A 16,625-nucleotide genomic window follows, 5' to 3' on the forward strand; every position below is an offset into this window, starting at 1 on the left:
GCGGCCCGGCTCACCGGCGGCCCCGCTCAGCCGAGGTGGGTGAGGTCGGGCCGCAGCCGGTGCCAGATCGGGTGCCGCAGCCGGCCGGCCGAGGTCCAGCCGGTGAGCGTGATCTCGGCGACGAGCCGGGGCTCGGCCCAGTGCGCCCCCTGCACGTCCACCGCATTGAGGAACGGCGACCGGTCCAGCGGGATCACCCCCAGATACCGCGCCAGCTCATGGCGCTCCCGGTCGGACAGCCCCGAGCCCACCGAGCCGACGTAGCGCAGGCCCGCGGGTTCCGCCACGCCCGCCAGCACGGAACCGGGCAGTCCGGCCAGCCCGCCATGGCCTTCCGTCCAGCCCCCGATGATCACGTCGAGGGTCAGCAGATGTTTCGTCTTGCGCCACTCGGGTGACCGCACACCCGGCAGATACGCCGAGCTCAGCCGCTTCGCCACCACCCCTTCCAGACCGGCCTGCAACGAGGCCTCCCACACCTGCTGCGCATGGCCCTCCACATACCCGGGCGCCGACCAGTTCGGGCCGCGGAGCCCCAGCCCGGCCAGCAGGGACCGGCGCTCGTAATACGGCGAGCCGAGCAGCGAGCCGCCCAGATACATCAGATCGAAGAGGACGAGGTGGACGGGGTGCTCCATGGCCAGCCGGGCCGTGCGGCGCGGGTTCACCACGCCCATCCGGCGCTGCAGCAGCCCGAAGTCCGGCCGGCCGCGCGCGTCCAGCACCACCACCTCACCGTCGAGCACCGCGGCCCGGCCCCGCAGCTGCTCACCCAGCGGCGCCAGCTCCGGGTAGGTGCCGGTGGCCTCGTTGCCCGCCCGGGTGACCAGCCGGACGGTGCCGTCACCGGAGGTGTTGATGATGCAGCGCGCCCCGTCCCATTTGGCCTCGAACGCCCAGGCCGCCTCCTCGTGCCCGGCAGGCAGCGGGCCGACCGTGGCCAGCATCGGCCGGATCACGGGGTACGAGGCCGAGCCACGCTCGGCGGACGGGGCCATGGTTCGATGATCGGGCGAGACGGGGGCGTTCGCAGATCGGCAGGCCGCCGGGGCTTCGGGCGGTCCCGCCGGGGTGGTCAGCCGCCGCCCGGCCGGGTCCCGGTCCGCGGGGCGTCCCCGCGCGGCGGTCCCTGCGCGGGAAGCTGCTCCTCGCCCTCCGTTTGGACATGCGGCATGATCCGGTCCAGCCACCGGGGCGTCCACCAGGCGGCCGGGCCCAGCAGCGTCATCACCGCGGGGACCAGCAGCAGCCGGACCACGGTGGCGTCGATCAGAACGCTCACCGCCAGCCCGAGGCCCAGCATCTTCACCACGATGTTGTCGCTGATGATGAACGCGGCGAACACGCTCACCATGATCAGCGCGGCGCAGGTGATCACCCGGGCGGTGATCTCCAGCGCATGCGCCACGCTCGCCTTCGCGTCTCCGGTGCGCAGCCACGCCTCATGCACCCGTGACAGCAGGAAGATCTCGTAGTCCATGCTCAGCCCGAAGACGATCGCGAACATCATCATCGGGACGTAGCTCTCGATCGGCACCGTGCCCGAGACCCCGAGCGCCGGCCCGCCCCAGCCCCACTGGAAGACCGCCACCACCACCCCGTACGAGGCGGCGATCGACAGCACGTTGAGCACCGCCGCCTTCACCGCGATCAGCACGCCACGGAAGACGGCCAGGATGATGAGGAAGGCGAGCGCGACGACCACGGCGATGATCAGCGGAAGCCGGCTGGCGACGATGTCCAGGAAGTCCACCTGGCCGGCGGTCGTGCCCGTCACATAGCCGTGCGCGTCGGTCCCCTTCACGGCCGCCGGCAGCAGGTCGTGCTTGAGGCGGTTGACCAGATCCGTGGTGTCCGCGTTCTGCGGGGCCTGGGTGGAGTAGGCGGTCCCGGTCAGCACCGCGCCGTCCGGGGTGGCCTTCAGCGGCGTGATGAAGGCCGCGCCCGGGACATCCGTGAGCACCTTCCCGGCCTGCGTCGCCAGCATCGCGCGGTCCGCCTGCGGGACCGCGGTCTCGTCGATGACGAGGGTCAGCGGCCCGTTGGAGCCGGGGCCGAACGCCGAGGACATCAGGTCGAAGGCGCGCCGGTCGGTGAACGACTTCGGGTCCGCGCCGTCGCCGATGTGCCCCAGCTGGATCGAGAAGACCGGAATGGCCAGCACGACCACGATGAGCACCCCGCCCGCCAGATACCACCAGGGGCGGCGCTCCACCCGCTGCGCGTACCGGTGCCAGGTGCCCTGTGCCTCCTCGCCCGGTCCGGCGTCCGTCTCGGCGATCGGGCGGCGGACCCGCAGCCGGTCGATACGGCGGCCGATCAGCCCGAGCAGCGCCGGGACGAGGGTCAGCGCGCCGAGCACCGCCGAGACCACGGTGATGGCCGCCGCCACCCCCAGCTTGCCGATGAAGGAGACGCCCGAGACCCACAGCCCCATCAGCGCGATGATGACCGTGCAGCCGGACACCAGCACCGCCCGGCCGCTGGTGGCCACGGCCCGGCCCGCGCCGGTGACCGGGTCCGCACCGTCCATCAGGTTCTGCCGGTGCCGGGTGAGCAGAAAGAGCGCGTAGTCGATACCGACACCGAGGCCGATCATCGTGGCCAGGGTGGGGGAGACGGTGGCGAAGACGAAGACGGCGGCGATCAGCCCCAGACAGGCCAGCCCGCACAGCGCGCCGATCAGCGCGGTCAGCAGCGGCACCCCGGCCGCCAGGACACTCCCGAAGCCGACCAGCAGCACCAGGATCGCCACCCCGAAGCCGATCGCCTCGCTGGTCCGGTCGTCGGGCTCCGGCCGGGCCAGTTCGCCCAGCGGCCCGCCGTACTCCACCTCCACGCCCGCCTGCCGCAGCGGCCGCACGGCCGAGTCGACCCCGTTCAGATAGTCCGGCTTCAGCGTGGACGGCTGCACGCTGAACCGCATGGTGATGTACGCGGTCCGGCCGTCGGTGGAGAGCGGGCCGACGTTCGGCGTCCCTGGCGGCGGCTTGGCGGGCGGGGCGCCGGGCGGCGGCAGCGGGTTCTGCGCGGACAGTACGTCCGGCAGCTTGCCGAGCGCGGTGACGGCGCTGTTGATGTCGTCGCGGAAGTCCGTCAGCGGTTTGGCCGCGTCGTGCAGCACCACCTGGCTGCTGTAGCCCCCGGCCTTCGGCTCGTGCTTCTGGAGCACCTCGCGCCCCTGCGTCGACTGGACACCGGGCAGCGCGAAATCGTCGGAGTACTCCCCGCCGTACGTCCGCTGGAGAAGCTGGAGCCCGGCCAGGGCGACCAGCCACAGCACGAGAACGATGACGCAGTGCCGGGCACACCACTCGCCGATCCGGCGCAGCGCCCCCTTGCCGCCGGACGCACCGGGCGCGGCCGCCCCGCTCGGTTTCCTCGGAAACGACATAGGTGCTCCCGATGCGGGCCGGCGCTGCTGGCACATACGGACATGCAGCAGTCAACGCCGGTTCCGCCGCCGCGGCATGCCCACCGGGGAATACGGGTGTCGGCCGAACGGGTGCGTCCCCCGGCGTCAAGCACCCGCGGGCGGCGCCTCGTTGCGGAACACCAGCAGATAGCGCCAGAAGAGCAGCCGCCGGATCCGGCACCCGGGAAGCAGCGCGGCGGCCTCCCGGCGGATACGGGGCAGCGGCATGTCGGGCGCTGCGATGGGCGCCTTCAGGGGAGCGGTACCGGCCGGGCGGAGCCGTTCCGAGGCCGCGACGGCGAGCCGGACCACCGCGTTCACGGGCGACGCGGCCAGACCCCACCACCAGTCGGCCGCCGACCTCTCCGCATAGCAGCCCAGGATGACCAGCACGCCGCCCGGCGCCAGCGCCTGCCGCAGTGCGGTGACCGTGTCGAAGGGCATGTGATGCAGGCTCGCCAGGCAGGAGATGAACCCGTAGTGCCGGTCGGGCAGTTTCAGCCGGGTGAGATCCGCGTGCTCGTAACGGGGCAGGCCGCCCCCGCCCGCGGCCTCCCCGGCGGCCCGGGCCCGCGCGAGGACATCGGCCGACCGGTCGACGGCATGGACCTCGATCCCCCGCCCGGCCAGTCGCCGCGCGAACCGGCCGGTCCCGCACCCGACGTCGAGGGCGGTACGGCAGTCCCGCGGCAACTGCCGTAACAGCAGACGGTGGTAACGGTCGTTGTGGTCGAAGGGCATCTGCCGACTGTAGGGGCAGCCCCTCGCAGCCCGCTTCGGAACCATCCCCCCACCCCAGCGCTTCCCCGGCTCCTTACGATTTCCTTCGACCGTTTGTGGCCGATGCGACGTGAGGACCGATCTGTTGATGAACCAGTTCAGGGCGCTTGTGGAGCCCCGTATGTCCCTTGGGTGTTCCGGCTGTTGCCGTCGTACGGGTGTCGCGGCGGGTGAGGGCCGATGAGCCGGGCGGTGCTGGTGACCGGGGCGTCGCGGGGGATCGGGCGGGCGGTGGCCGAGGTCTTCGCCGCGCACGGGGACCGGGTCGCGCTGCATTACGCGTCGCGGCGGGCCGCCGCGGAGGAGGCGTACGAGGGGCTGGCCGGGAGCGGGCATGTGCTGGTGCAGGGGGATGTGAGTACGCCCGAGGGGGCGGCGGCGCTGGTGGACGCGGCGGTGGACGGGCTGGGCGGCGTCGATGTGCTGGTCAACAACGCCGCCGCGAATGTGGCCCACCCCCTGGACCGCACCTCGTTCGAGGACTGGCAGAGTGCCTGGCGGCAGGTCGTGGACGTGAATCTGCTGGGCGCCGCGCATGTCAGCTACTGCGCGGCGCGGAACATGATCGAGCGGGAGGCAGCGGGGCGGATCATCAATATCGGCTCGCGCGGCGCGTTCCGCGGCGAGCCGGATCACCCGGCGTACGGCGCGGCCAAGGCGGCGCTGCACGCGATGGGGCAGTCGCTGGCGGTGCACCTGGCGCCGTACGGCATCGGCGTGGCCTCCGTCGCCCCGGGATTCGTGGAAACCGAGCGGGTCGCGGACCGCCTCACGGCGGACGTGCGGCAGCAGAGCCCGTTCGGCCGGGTCGCCGCGCCCGGGGATGTGGCGTCCGCCGTCCACTATCTCGCCTCGCCCGAGGCGCTCTGGTCCTCCGGCACGGTGCTGGACGTCAACGGGGCGTCGCATCTGCGCTGAGAGGTCCGGGCCCGGAAGCCGACGCTGAGAGGCCTGCCCCGGTAAAGGGGAAGCCCCGGCCGAACGGGGGAATTCGGCCGGGGCGGTCTTTGGGGGCGCGGGCGCCGACGGGGGCGGCCTCCCGGCCTGCTGCCGTGCGGCGGTGGCCGGCTTTCCCGGCGGCGGGCCCTGCGGCGCCGTCGCGACGGCACGCGCTTCCAATTGAACGATAAACGATCGAATCGGCTTCCGGCGCATCGGGTGACCGGTCTCACCCGTGGCCGGACCCACCGGCCCGCACCCGCCGGCCGGCGGACGCCGCCGGGGGCACCGGGCGCGCTGCGCCGCGGACCCGCGAGCCTCCCTCTCCCGCCGCCGGGCGGCCCCTAGTTTGTCCGACTGTGAGCCCCTTCCTCAGGCCGAAGCGGATGATGGTGGGCCGTCCGCTGGACAGTGCGCGGCTCGGTGAGACGCTGCTGCCGAAGCGCCTGGCGCTCCCGATCTTCTGTAGCGACCCGCTGTCCTCGGTCGCCTATGCCACCGAGGAAATCCTGCTGGTCGTCGGCCTCGGCGGGGTCGCCCTGCTCCATCTGACCTGGTACGCCGCGGCGGCCATCGTGCTCGTACTGGTCGTGGTCGTGGCGTCCTACCGGCAGACCTGTTACGCGTATCCAGGCGGCGGCGGGGCCTACCGCGTCAGCGCGCAGAACCTCGGGCGGAACGCGGCGCTCACCGCGGCCAGCGCGCTGGTGGTGGACTATGTGCTGACCGTCGCGGTGTCCGTGGTGTCCGGCGTAGCCGCGATCACCTCCGCGATTCCGTCCCTCGGCGGCCACGACGTGGCGCTGTCCGTCGGTTTCGTGGCCCTGCTGGCCCTGATGAATCTGCGCGGCGTACGGGAATCGGGCCGGGTCTTCGCCGTGCCCACCTACGGCTTCGTCTTCTTCATCTACCTGATGTTCGCGGTCGCGGCCGTACGGATGGCCACCGGTGCGAGCATCCGTGCCGAGTCCGCTGACCTGCCGCTGCACGCCGTCTCGCCCTACACGGGCCTGGCGCTGGTGCTGCTGGGGATGCGTGCCTTCGCGTCCGGCTGCACCGCGCTGACCGGGGTCGAGGCGATCAGCAACGGGGTGCCCGCCTTCCGCCGGCCGAAGAGTCGCAATGCCGCCAACACGCTGCTGGTCATGGGGTTCTTCTCGGTGACCATGTTCGGCGGGATCACGATCCTGGCGATGCTCTATGACGTGCATGTCGCGGTGCAGCCCACCGAACTCGGGCTGCCGCCGGACACCCCGACCTCCACCGCGCTCGCCCAGATCGCCCGCGCCACCTTCGGCGACCTCGACACGCTCTTCTACCTGCTCCAGGCCTTCACCGCCGGGGTGCTGATCCTCGCCGCCAACACCGCCTTCAACGGCTTCCCGATGCTGGCGTCGATCCTCGCCGAGGACGGGTTCGTGCCCCGTCAGCTGCACAACCGCGGGGACCGGCTGGTCTTCTCCAACGGCATCATCCTGCTCGCGCTGGCCGCCATCGGGCTGATCATCCTGTTCGACGCGGAGCTCACCCGTCTCATCCAGCTCTACATCATCGGCGTCTTCGTCTCCTTCACGCTCTCCCAGACGGGCATGGTCCGGCACTGGCGGACCGTCCTCGCCGAACCCGGGCTGCCGTCACGGGAGCGGGCCCGGCACCGGCGCTCCCAGGCGATCAACGCGGTCGGCGCGGTGCTCACCGGGGTGGTCCTGGTCATCGTCCTGATCACCAAATTCCTGCACGGCGCCTGGATCGTGGTGATCGCCATGCCGCTGCTGTTCCTGGGGATGCGCGGTATCCACCAGCACTACCGGCGCCTTGAACGGGAGTTGGCGGTCGCACCCGGCGACCGGCCCTGGGAGCCGGCCGGGAACCATGTGCGGGTGCTGGTCAGCTCGCTGCACGCGCCCACCCTCAAGGCCCTCGGCTATGCCCGCGCGATGCGTCCCACCTCGCTGGCGGCGCTGACCGTCGCCGTGGACCCCGCCGATGTGCGGGAGCTGCGCGAGCAGTGGGACGCCCATGACATCGACGTACCGCTCCAGGTGCTCAGCTCGCCCTACCGGGACTTCACCCGGCCGGTGATCGACGCTGTCCTGGAGGTCTGTGCGCGGTATCCGGGCGGTGCCGTCACGGTCGTGATCCCGGAATACCTCGTCGGCCACTGGTGGGAGCAGCCGCTGCACAACCAGAGCGCCCTGCGGCTGAAGGCCCGGCTGCTGTTCACGCCGGGTGTGACGGTGGCCAATGTGCCCTATCGGCTCCCGACCGGCCAGGAGCCGGGGGAGACGTAGCAGGTCCGGTGCCGCACGGGCCGGGCGAGGGCGCGCGGCCCGGACCGTGATCCTCGCGGGCTCAGGCCGCCGCCCGGTGCCCCTTCGGTTCCGGCGCCGTGAGCGCGGCCTTGGTGACATCCGCGACCAGCTCGACGACATCGGGTCCGTACGCCTGCGAATTGACCACCTTCAGCAGCAGACAGAACTGGCCGTCGGCGCCGTGCTTACGGGTCAGCTTGGCCCGGTTGCGGACCAGGTGGCGGACCGCGGCCCGGTGGGTGACCGGACGCTGGCCGGCCGCCAGGAACACCGGGCGGTCGCCCTCACCGGCGGTCAGCCGGGCCAGCAGCACATACTCGACCGCGCCGGGCTCCATCCGGTACGCCGAGCCGCCGATCGTGAAGGTGGCGCGGTCCATCCCGGCCTCGTCACCGGGGTGCACCGCGACCCCCGGCAGCAGATTGGCCAGGTGGGCCGCCAGCCGGCGGTGCGCGGTCGGGTCACCGATACAGAACTCGGTACGCGCCCCGAAGCCCTGGAGGCCGGTGTCGTGCGGGGCGACCTCGGGATGCGCCCCGCAGCTCTCGATGACCCCGGCCAGCCCCAGCAGCGCCAGCGCGTCATGGCGCGGGATGCTCCAGTGGGCCGAGGAACTGTCCCGGTGGGTGACCAGCACACACTCCGAACCGTCCGGCAGCCCGAAGAAGCCTTGCTCGCGGGTGAGCTTCCGGCGGGTCACCGCGGATTGCACGGCCCAGCCCGCCGCCAGGCCCACGATCAGGGCCGCGGCCGTCACGGTCAGGAGCAGCAGGGTGTCGTCCATGGCCGGGGAGCGTAGCGGCATTCCGGGTGGGTGTTCGAGGGCGGGGCGGGGGGCTGGGACGGCTTGTCCCGGTCCGTACGGGCATACCTGATCCGTACGGAAAGGTGTGGCTGATCCCCGCCCCTGCGAAGGCCTCCGTGCCCGAAATGCCCTCTGTCGGCGGGCTGTTGCCGCGAGTAGGCTCCGGGCCCCTGCCGCCCCCCGCCCACCTCTGGGAGGAAACCCCGGTATGACCAGAGCCCGACGCCTCACCGTCCTGGGAGCGGCCGCCGCGCTGGCCGGCTCCCTGGTGGCGGTCCCGGCCGCCGCCGGAACCACCGCGTCCGCGCGGCCCGCCGCCGACCGGGACGGCGCCCGCACCGCCACACCGGAGAAGACTCCGGTCGCCGTCGGCCACGGCGGGGCCGTCTCCAGCGTCGACCCGGACGCCTCGGCCGCCGGTATCGCGGTCCTCAGGAAGGGCGGCAACGCCGTCGACGCGGCCGTCGCCACCGCCGCCGCGCTCGGCGTCACCGAGCCCTACTCCGCGGGCATCGGAGGCGGCGGCTACTTCGTCTCCTATGACGCCCGGACCCGGACCGTACGCACCCTCGACGGCCGGGAGACCGCCCCGCGCTCCGCCGGCAAGGATCTCTTCCTGGAGAACGGCAAGCCCCTCGCGTTCGAGGACGCCGTCACCAGCGGGCTGAGCGTCGGCACCCCGGGCACCGCCGCCACCTGGGACACGGCCCTGCGCAAGTGGGGCAGCCGGTCCCTGCGCCAGGTACTGCGGCCCGCCCAGCGGCTGGCCGCGGGCGGCTTCACGGTCGACGAGACGTTCCGTCAGCAGACCGCCGACAACGAGGCCCGCTTCCGCGACTTCCCGGCGACCGCCCGCCTCTACCTGCCCGGCGGCAAGCTCCCGGTGGTCGGCTCGACGCTGAAGAACCCCGATCTGGCCCGTACGTACGGCGAGTTGGCGAACCGGGGCGTCGGCGCGCTCTACGACGGTGCGCTGGCCCGGGACATCGTCCGCACGGTCCGCACACCGCCGGTGCGCGCCGGCTCCCCGCGCACAGTACGGCCCGGCGATCTGACCGCGGGCGATCTGCGCGCCTACCGGGTGCTGAGCCAGGCGCCGACCCGCACCGGCTACCGCGGCCTGGACGTCTACGGCATGGCGCCGTCCTCCTCCGGCGGCACCAGCGTCGCCGAGGCGCTGAACATCCTGGAGAAGAGCGATCTCTCCCGGCTGAGCGAGAAGCAGTTCCTGCACCGCTACATCGAGGCGGCCCGGATCGCCTTCGCCGACCGCGGCCGCTGGGTCGGCGACCCGGCACAGGAGGACGTCCCGACCAAGGGCCTGACCTCCCAGCGGTTCGCCGACGCCCGCGCCTGCCTCATCCACGACGACAAGGCGCTGACCAGCCCACTCGCGCCCGGCGACCCGCGCCACCCCGCGCGCTGCGCCGCTGCCGGCCGGGCCGCGCCGACGACGTACGAGGGGGAGAACACCACCCATCTGACCGTCGCCGACAAGTGGGGCAACGTCGTCGCCTACACCCTGACCATCGAACAGACCGGCGGCAGCGGCATCGTCGTGCCGCACCGCGGCTTCCTGCTCAACAACGAGCTGACCGACTTCTCCTTCGCGCCGGCCAGCCCGTCCGTCCATGACCCGAATCTGCCCGGCCCCGGCAAGCGGCCGCGCTCGTCGATGTCGCCGACGATCGTGCTGCGGCACGGCCGTCCGGTGGTCGCGCTCGGCTCGCCCGGCGGCGCGACCATCATCACCACCGTGCTCCAGACCCTGGTCAACCACCTCGACCGCGGAATGCCGCTGGTCGACGCCATCGCCGCGCCGCGGGCCAGCCAGCGCAACGCGGCCCTGACCGACCTCGAACCCGGTCTGTGGAACAGCCCGGTCCGCCGGCAACTCGAAGCGCTCGGCCATGCCTTCAAGGAGAACCCGGAGATCGGCGCGGCGACCGGCGTCCAGCGGCTGCCGGACGGCCGCTGGCTGGCGGCGGCCGAAAAGGTACGGCGCGGCGGCGGCTCGGCGCGGGTCGTGCACCGCTCGTAACGCCCGCGGCACGGGAGTCGGGTGTCACACCGCCGACACGGACGGACGGCTGTGTGCCGTCCGTGTGTCGTCGATGTACCGCCCCGCGCGGCGTCGTTGATGGCCACGGCGGAGGCGATTAGCCTCCTGGGACCGTTCGTTCGAATGAGCGGTCCCAGGGAGGGCACGCAGCGTGAGCGTTGACGAGAGCCAGGACAGCGAGACCGGGCAGGTCCCGGTCCGGCACATCGGTGCCACGGCGGGCGAGTTGGAAGGCCTCGCCGAGCAGGCGCGGGCACTCGCCGAGGGCCGGGTGACCTCGACCGCGCTGGTACGGCGGTCGCTGGAGCGCATCGAGGCCACCCAGGGCAGCGTCAACGCCTTCCGGCGGGTACGGGCCGAGGCGGCGCTCGCGGAGGCCGCGGAGGCCGACCGCAGGCTGGCGGCCGGGGAACGGCTGCCGCTGCTCGGGGTGCCGGTCGCGGTCAAGGACGACACCGATGTGGCGGGCGAGCCGACCGCGTTCGGCTGTGCCGGGGAATTCCCGCCCAAGGAGCGCGACGCCGAGGTCGTCCGGCGGCTGCGGGCGGCCGGCGCGATCATCGTCGGCAAGACCAACGCCTGCGAACTGGGCCAGTGGCCGTTCACCGAGGGCCCGGCCTTCGGCAACACCTGCAACCCGTGGAACCTCGCCCACACCCCGGGCGGCTCGTCCGGCGGTTCGGCCGCCGCGGTCGCGGCCGGGCTGGTCCCCGCCGCCCTCGGCACCGACGGCGCCGGCTCGGTCCGGATCCCCGCCGCCTGGTCCCACCTCGTCGGCATCAAACCCCAGCGCGGCCGCATCTCCACCTGGCCGGACCCCGAGTCCTTCCAGGGGATCACCGGCATCGGCCCGCTGGCCCGTACGGTCGAGGACGCGGCCCTGCTGCTGGACGTGGCCAGCGGCAACCACGACGGCGATCTGCACCGGCCGCCCGCCATCGCCGCCCGCGAGGCCGCCGGCCGCGACCCGGGACGGCTGCGGATCGCACTCTCCTGGAAGGCCGCCTTCACCTTCACGCCCAAACCGCTGCACCCCGACGTCCGGGCCGCGGTGACCGGTGTGGCCCGCACGCTGGCCCGCCTCGGGCACTTCGTCGAGGAGGCGGAGCCGGACTACGGGCTGGTCGGGCTGGCTTTCGTCCCGCGTGCCACGGCCGGGGTGGGGGAGTGGGCGGACCGGGTCCCCGACCGTTCGCTGCTGGACCGCCGTACGCGGGAGGCGGCGCGGATGGGCCGGCTGCTCGGCGGACCCGTACTGCGCCGGGCGCGCGCCGCCGAGCGGCGCCAACAGCGCCGGATCGGCGCACTGTTCGGCCCCTACGACGTCCTGCTGACGCCGACCACGGCCACCCCGCCGCCCCGCATCGGCACCCTCGCCAAGCTCAGCGGCTGGCGTACGGATCAGGCCATGATCGCCGCCTGCCCGTACGCCTGGCCGTGGAACGTCCTCGGCTGGCCGGGCGTGAGCGTGCCCGCCGGGTTCAGCACCGACGGCCTGCCGCTCGGCGCCCAGCTGCTCGGCCCGGCCCACGGCGAGCCGCAGCTGATCTCACTGGCCGCCCAGCTCCAGGACGATCTGCGCTGGCACGAGCGGCGGCCGGCCGGCCATCCGGCGCCGCACGGCGGCGTCCGCCCCTGAGCCGCGGGGCGGACGGCGCCGGGCCGGGGGCGGACGGCGGGGCCGGGTGCGGGGACCGGGCCCGGCACTGAACCTCAGCCGAGGAGCGTGCGGATCGCGTCGGCCGTACCGGTCTCGCCCAGCCGCGGGAAGACCCGCTGCACGCTGTTGCGGTGCGCGTCGGCGTCCAGGTCGGTCATCGCGTCGGTGGCGAGGGTGACGTGGTAGCCGTGCTCGTACGCGGCACGGGCGGTGGACTCCACCCCGATGCTGGTGGCGATGCCGCCGAGGACGATCTGGGTCACCCCGCGCTCTCGCAGCTCCCGGTCCAGGTCCGTGCCGTGGAAGGCGCCCCAGCTCTGCTTGGAGACGGTGACATCGCCGGGCTGCCGATCGAGCTCGGGCACCAGCTCCGCCCAGTCGGCGGGCGGCTCGCCGGCCGGCCGCGTGTGCTCCGTACGGCCCGGGGCGCCACCGGTGAGTTGAGGGGATTGAGCAGCGAGCCGAGCAGCAGCGGCGTCATCAGCCGGGCGCCGAAGGCGTGGCCGGAGCCCTCGGTGGACGCACCGGAACCGCCCGGCGCGCCCGTCGTGGCGGCCGCGGCACCCGCGCCGGTGACGGTCTCGCTCATTCCGGCATCAGCCGCCGTATCAGCCCGGCCGCCGTCTCCAGGGTCTGCCGTTCCTCCGCGGTCAGCCGGTCGGCGAGGGCCTCCGCCAGCCAGTTGTGCTTGGCCTGGCGCACGGCGCCGATCACCCGGCGGCCCTCTTCGGTGAGGGAGAAGACCACCTGCCGACCGTCCGTCGGATGCGGACTGCGGTCGAGGATGCCGCGCTCCTCCAGCGCCCCGACGGTCAGCCGCATGGACTGCGGACGCACCAGCTCGGCGCGGGCCAGCGCCGCGATGGTGGCCGGACCGCCGGTGTGGATCCGGGAGAGCACCGCCCGCTGGGTCGGGGTGAGCTCGCCCTGGGGGGAGGCGGCGCGCAGATGCCGCATGAGCTGCGCGACGGCCGCGCCGAGGTCCGTCGCCAGGCGTTCCACGTTCTTTTCCGGCATCTGTCCAGCGTACGAGATCGACAGGGAAACTTACAAGTTTCCCTGTCGATTCTGCGCTGCGTCGCCGGACGCGCCACGGTGGAGATGGTCTTGCCACGGTCCGTGACGGGGCTTACGGTCGCCTCCACACGCGTAGATCGCGGCGTAGATCATGCGCGGGCGCAGGCTGACGCATCGACAAAGGAGCAGCTCATGGCCGATGTTGTGCGTGCCGCACTGGTTCAGGCGACCTGGACCGGCGACACCGAATCGATGATCGCGAAGCATGAGGAGTACGCCAGAGCGGCCGCCGCGCAGGGCGCGAAGGTGATCGGCTTCCAGGAAGTCTTCAACGCCCCGTACTTCTGCCAGGTCCAGGATCCCGAGCACTACCGCTGGGCCGAGCCGGTGCCCGACGGGCCGACCGTCCGGCGGATGCAGGACCTGGCCCGCGAGACCGGCATGGTCATCGTCGTCCCCGTCTTCGAGGTCGAGCAGGCCGGCTTCTACTACAACACCGCGGCCGTCATCGACGCCGACGGCACGGTCCTGGGCAGCTACCGCAAGCACCACATCCCGCAGGTCAAGGGCTTCTGGGAGAAGTACTACTTCAAGCCGGGGAACGCCGGCTGGCCGGTCTTCGACACCGCAGTCGGCAAGGTGGGCGTCTATATCTGCTACGACCGCCACTTCCCCGAAGGCTGGCGGCAGTTGGGCCTCAACGGCGCCCAGCTGGTCTACAACCCCTCCGCCACCTCCCGCGGTCTGTCCGCCTACCTCTGGCAGCTGGAGCAGCCCGCGGCGGCGGTCGCCAACGAGTACTTCATCGCGGCGATCAACCGGGTCGGCGTCGAGGAGTACGGCGACAACGACTTCTACGGCACCAGCTACTTCGTCGACCCCCGGGGCCAGTTCGTCGGCGAGGTCGCCAGTGACTCCAAGGAGGAACTGGTCATCCGCGACCTCGACTTCGACATGATCGACGAGGTCCGGCAGCAGTGGGCCTTCTACCGCGACCGACGGCCCGACGCCTACGACGGGCTGGTGCAGCCATGACCCACGACCCCGGGAGCCTGTACGCCCGCCATCAATCCGTCCTCCCCTCCTGGCTGAGCCTCTACTACGAGCGGCCCCTCGAACTCACCCATGGCGAGGGCCGCCACGTCTGGGACGCCGAGGGCAACCGCTATCTCGACTTCTTCGGCGGCATCCTCACCACCATGACGGCGCACGCGCTGCCCGAGGTCACCAAGGCCGTCGCCGAACAGGCCGGCCGGATCATCCACACCTCGACGCTCTACCTCTCGCGCCCCATGGTCGAGCTGGCGGAGCGGATCGCGGCGCTCTCCGGCATCCCCGACGCCCGGGTCTTCTTCACCACCTCCGGTACGGAAGCCAACGACGCCGCGCTCCTCCTGGCCACCACGTACCGCCGCTCCAACCAGATCCTGGCGATGCGCAACAGCTACCACGGCCGGTCCTTCTCCACCGTCGGCATCACCGGCAACCAGAGCTGGTCACCCACCAGCCTCTCGCCCCTCCAGACGCTGTACGTCCACGGCGGGGTGCGCAGCCGCGGCCCGTACGCCGGGCTGAGCGACGATGCGTACATTGCGGCCTGCGTCGCCGACCTGGAGGACATGCTCCAGCAGACCGCGGGCGGCGTCGCCGCGCTGATCGCCGAACCGGTCCAGGGCGTCGGCGGATTCACCATGCCGCCGGACGGCCTGTACGCCGCGTTCCGCGAGGTGCTCGCCCGGCACGGCATCCTCTGGATCAGCGACGAGGTGCAGACCGGCTGGGGCCGTACCGGCGACCACTTCTGGGGCTGGCAGGCACACGCCGACAACGGCCCGCCCGACATGCTGACCTTCGCCAAGGGCATCGGCAACGGGATGTCCATCGGCGGGGTGGTGGCCCGCGCCGAGGTGATGGACTCGCTCTCCGCGAACTCCATCTCCACCTTCGGCGGCAGCCCGGTCACCATGGCCGCTGGCCTGGCCAACCTCGGCTACCTCCTGGAACACGACCTCCAGGGCAACGCCCGGCGGGTCGGCGGCCTGCTCATCGAGCGGCTACGGGCGGTCGCGGCCGGTCTCGATCTCGTCCGGGAAGTGCGCGGCCGCGGCCTGATGATCGGCCTCGAACTGGTCCGCCCCGGCACCGACGAGCGCTCGCCGGAGGCCGCCTCCCTGGTCCTGGAAGCCGCCCGCGAACGCGGCCTGCTGATCGGCAAGGGCGGCCAGGGCGGCGCCTCACTGCGCATCGCACCCCCGATGACGCTGACCATCGCGGAGGCCGAAGAAGGCGCGGATCTGCTGGCGGACGCACTGCGGGAGGCACAGGGGCAGCTGGCTCCGGCGTAGCGGCACGGCCGTGGCCGGGGTTTCGTCAGGCGCGAGGCCCCGGCCCCCGGTCGGCGTCCGCGCGGGAGCGCCGGGCCGGATGACGCGGTCCCGGGCCGTAACGTATGAACGCCTCAGGCGGTCCCGGCGGTCTCCCGCACCGTGTCGGCCACCAGGGTGAAGAAGCGGGTGTGGGCGCGCCGGCTGCACGGGGCCTCCGGATTCCACGGCAGCAGCCGGGACCGGGCCTCGATCGCGCGCCAGTGGGCGTCGGACCGGAGCTGTTCGGGCCGGGCGGCATTGGCCCGTACGTCCATCAGCACGATGTCCGGCGCCATCGCCGCGGCGTCCGCCCAGCCGACGGTGGACCAGTTCACCCCGGCGCCCGCGGCCGGCTCCAGCAGCCCCACCCCGTGCTCGGTCAGCGCCCGCAGATCCGGCCAGGAGCTGGGCCGGGCCAGATGCACCCGCTCCGGTCCCGCGGGCGACAGTGCCAGCACCCGCGGCCGTACGGCGCCGCCGGTCGCCTGCCGCAGGGCGTCCTCCGCGGCGTCCAACTCCCGTGCCTGGCCGAGGGGTTCGCCGCAGCCGAGCGAACCGGCGAGCGCCGCGAACCGCTCGCGCACCCCCGCCAGGCTGCGGCCGGGGCCCACCGCGACGGTGGCGACCGGGACATGCGCCTCCAGCTCCAGGGCGGTCTTCTGCTCCAGCCCGTAGACCTGCTCGCCGTCATAGGTCACGGCCACCACGAGGTCCGGTGCCGCCTCCAGCAGGGTGTCCGGGTGCAGCGTGCCGCCCGAACCGAGATAGCCGATCTCCGCGAGCGGCAGCTCACCGGCCTTGGCGGGGTCGGGGGCGGCGCCGTCGTGCTGGGACCCGAAGAGCCCCACGGGGCGTATGCCGTGGTCCCACAGCGTCGCCCCCGCCTGTATGTACGCCACGATCCTGAGCGGCCGGTCGCCGGCCACCGCCAGGCGCCCCCGGTCGTCGGAGAACTCCCACGGTGTGCTCTGGTCCATGAACCCGCCGCCTTTCCGCTTCGTCCGTCAGAATGCCGGGCCGCCCGCCGGGTTCGCCCGCCGGGTTCGCTCGCCGGTTCGGCGCATACCTGCCCAACGCGTCACTCCCGCACCCCTCCCGCGGGTACTACGCGCCCCTCGCCCGTGCCCCGCGTTGAACCGTCCAGCTGATCGTCGGCGCAACACGAACGTCTCCGCTGATTAGCGGTCACGGTATTGCCACCGTGGGTGACATGCTTCTACGGTCTCCTTCTCGACCGTGATCTACGGGTGTAGACCGGTTGTGGCGTGG

Annotated in this window: 12 protein-coding genes and 1 pseudogene; 6 read left to right on the forward strand and 7 right to left on the reverse strand. The window is 72.8% G+C overall.

Annotation, left to right across the window (positions count from 1 at the left end; all coding sequences use genetic code 11):
* Positions 1–26 precede the first annotated feature (26 nt).
* The 3 genes from ligD to QT196_RS32560 form a co-directional block, all read right to left on the reverse strand.
* Positions 27–998 (reverse strand): non-homologous end-joining DNA ligase, encoded by a 972-nt coding sequence (ligD, locus tag QT196_RS32550; RefSeq protein WP_168482288.1) that lies wholly within the window; start codon positions 996–998, stop codon positions 27–29.
* 77 nt (positions 999–1,075) lie between these two features.
* Positions 1,076–3,394 (reverse strand): MMPL family transporter, encoded by a 2,319-nt coding sequence (locus tag QT196_RS32555; RefSeq protein ID WP_168482289.1) that lies wholly within the window; start codon positions 3,392–3,394, stop codon positions 1,076–1,078.
* 126 nt (positions 3,395–3,520) lie between these two features.
* The gene (locus tag QT196_RS32560; RefSeq protein ID WP_168482290.1) at positions 3,521–4,156 is read right to left on the reverse strand and encodes a class I SAM-dependent methyltransferase; all 636 of its coding nucleotides are present in this window, start codon (positions 4,154–4,156) and stop codon (positions 3,521–3,523) included.
* A 219-nt stretch (positions 4,157–4,375) separates the two neighbouring features.
* On the opposite strand from QT196_RS32560, the gene QT196_RS32565 reads away from it, so the two are divergent.
* Complete coding sequence (locus tag QT196_RS32565; RefSeq protein ID WP_168482291.1) at positions 4,376–5,113, forward strand: SDR family oxidoreductase; 738 nt, start codon at positions 4,376–4,378, stop codon at positions 5,111–5,113.
* Between the two features lie 407 nt (positions 5,114–5,520).
* Complete coding sequence (locus QT196_RS32570; RefSeq protein WP_266732976.1) at positions 5,521–7,425, forward strand: APC family permease; 1,905 nt, start codon at positions 5,521–5,523, stop codon at positions 7,423–7,425.
* A gap of 61 nt (positions 7,426–7,486) precedes the next feature.
* On the opposite strand, the gene QT196_RS32575 is transcribed toward QT196_RS32570, so the two are convergent.
* Positions 7,487–8,230, reverse strand: a complete 744-nt coding sequence (locus tag QT196_RS32575; RefSeq protein ID WP_266732136.1) for a hypothetical protein — start codon at positions 8,228–8,230, stop codon at positions 7,487–7,489.
* A gap of 229 nt (positions 8,231–8,459) precedes the next feature.
* Here QT196_RS32575 and ggt point away from each other — a divergent pair, with 229 nt between their 5' ends.
* Complete coding sequence (ggt, locus tag QT196_RS32580) at positions 8,460–10,292, forward strand: gamma-glutamyltransferase (protein ID WP_168482293.1); 1,833 nt, start codon at positions 8,460–8,462, stop codon at positions 10,290–10,292.
* Between the two features lie 226 nt (positions 10,293–10,518).
* Positions 10,519–11,952 carry an amidase gene (locus tag QT196_RS32585; protein ID WP_248001692.1) on the forward strand — a complete coding sequence of 478 codons (1,434 nt, stop codon included), beginning with the start codon at positions 10,519–10,521 and terminating at the stop codon, positions 11,950–11,952.
* A 74-nt stretch (positions 11,953–12,026) separates the two neighbouring features.
* Here QT196_RS32585 and QT196_RS32590 read toward each other — a convergent pair.
* Positions 12,027–12,416, reverse strand: a pseudogene (locus QT196_RS32590) (isochorismatase family protein); the annotation flags it as partial.
* Between the two features lie 142 nt (positions 12,417–12,558).
* Positions 12,559–12,990, reverse strand: coding sequence for a MarR family transcriptional regulator (locus tag QT196_RS32595; protein WP_168482295.1), 432 nt, complete (start codon positions 12,988–12,990; stop codon positions 12,559–12,561).
* 192 nt (positions 12,991–13,182) lie between these two features.
* Between QT196_RS32595 and QT196_RS32600 the strand changes: the two genes are divergently transcribed.
* Together QT196_RS32600 and QT196_RS32605 are read left to right on the forward strand one after the other, a co-directional pair.
* Positions 13,183–14,025: a nitrilase-related carbon-nitrogen hydrolase gene (locus QT196_RS32600; RefSeq protein WP_266732139.1), complete on the forward strand. Its 843-nt coding sequence runs from the start codon at positions 13,183–13,185 to the stop codon at positions 14,023–14,025.
* Positions 14,022–15,335, forward strand: coding sequence for an aspartate aminotransferase family protein (locus QT196_RS32605; RefSeq protein ID WP_168482297.1), 1,314 nt, complete (start codon positions 14,022–14,024; stop codon positions 15,333–15,335). The genes QT196_RS32600 and QT196_RS32605 overlap by 4 nt, the downstream gene beginning before the upstream one ends.
* 113 nt (positions 15,336–15,448) lie before the next feature.
* Here QT196_RS32605 and QT196_RS32610 read toward each other — a convergent pair whose 3' ends face one another.
* Positions 15,449–16,333, reverse strand: coding sequence for an ABC transporter substrate-binding protein (locus QT196_RS32610; protein WP_168482298.1), 885 nt, complete (start codon positions 16,331–16,333; stop codon positions 15,449–15,451).
* Positions 16,334–16,625: the final 292 nt, after the last annotated feature.

This window comes from Streptomyces sp. P9-2B-2, assembly GCF_030406865.1.
GTDB lineage: Bacteria > Actinomycetota > Actinomycetes > Streptomycetales > Streptomycetaceae > Streptomyces > Streptomyces platensis.

Coding starts and splice junctions, on each gene's coding strand:
- ligD (WP_168482288.1), bottom strand. CDS start 998: ATGGCCCCGTCCGCCGAGCGTGGCTCGGCCTCGTACCCCGTGATCCGG.
- QT196_RS32555 (WP_168482289.1), bottom strand. CDS start 3,394: ATGTCGTTTCCGAGGAAACCGAGCGGGGCGGCCGCGCCCGGTGCGTCC.
- QT196_RS32560 (WP_168482290.1), bottom strand. CDS start 4,156: ATGCCCTTCGACCACAACGACCGTTACCACCGTCTGCTGTTACGGCAG.
- QT196_RS32565 (WP_168482291.1), top strand. CDS start 4,376: ATGAGCCGGGCGGTGCTGGTGACCGGGGCGTCGCGGGGGATCGGGCGG.
- QT196_RS32570 (WP_266732976.1), top strand. CDS start 5,521: ATGATGGTGGGCCGTCCGCTGGACAGTGCGCGGCTCGGTGAGACGCTG.
- QT196_RS32575 (WP_266732136.1), bottom strand. CDS start 8,230: ATGGACGACACCCTGCTGCTCCTGACCGTGACGGCCGCGGCCCTGATC.
- ggt (WP_168482293.1), top strand. CDS start 8,460: ATGACCAGAGCCCGACGCCTCACCGTCCTGGGAGCGGCCGCCGCGCTG.
- QT196_RS32595 (WP_168482295.1), bottom strand. CDS start 12,990: ATGCCGGAAAAGAACGTGGAACGCCTGGCGACGGACCTCGGCGCGGCC.
- QT196_RS32600 (WP_266732139.1), top strand. CDS start 13,183: ATGGCCGATGTTGTGCGTGCCGCACTGGTTCAGGCGACCTGGACCGGC.
- QT196_RS32605 (WP_168482297.1), top strand. CDS start 14,022: ATGACCCACGACCCCGGGAGCCTGTACGCCCGCCATCAATCCGTCCTC.
- QT196_RS32610 (WP_168482298.1), bottom strand. CDS start 16,333: ATGGACCAGAGCACACCGTGGGAGTTCTCCGACGACCGGGGGCGCCTG.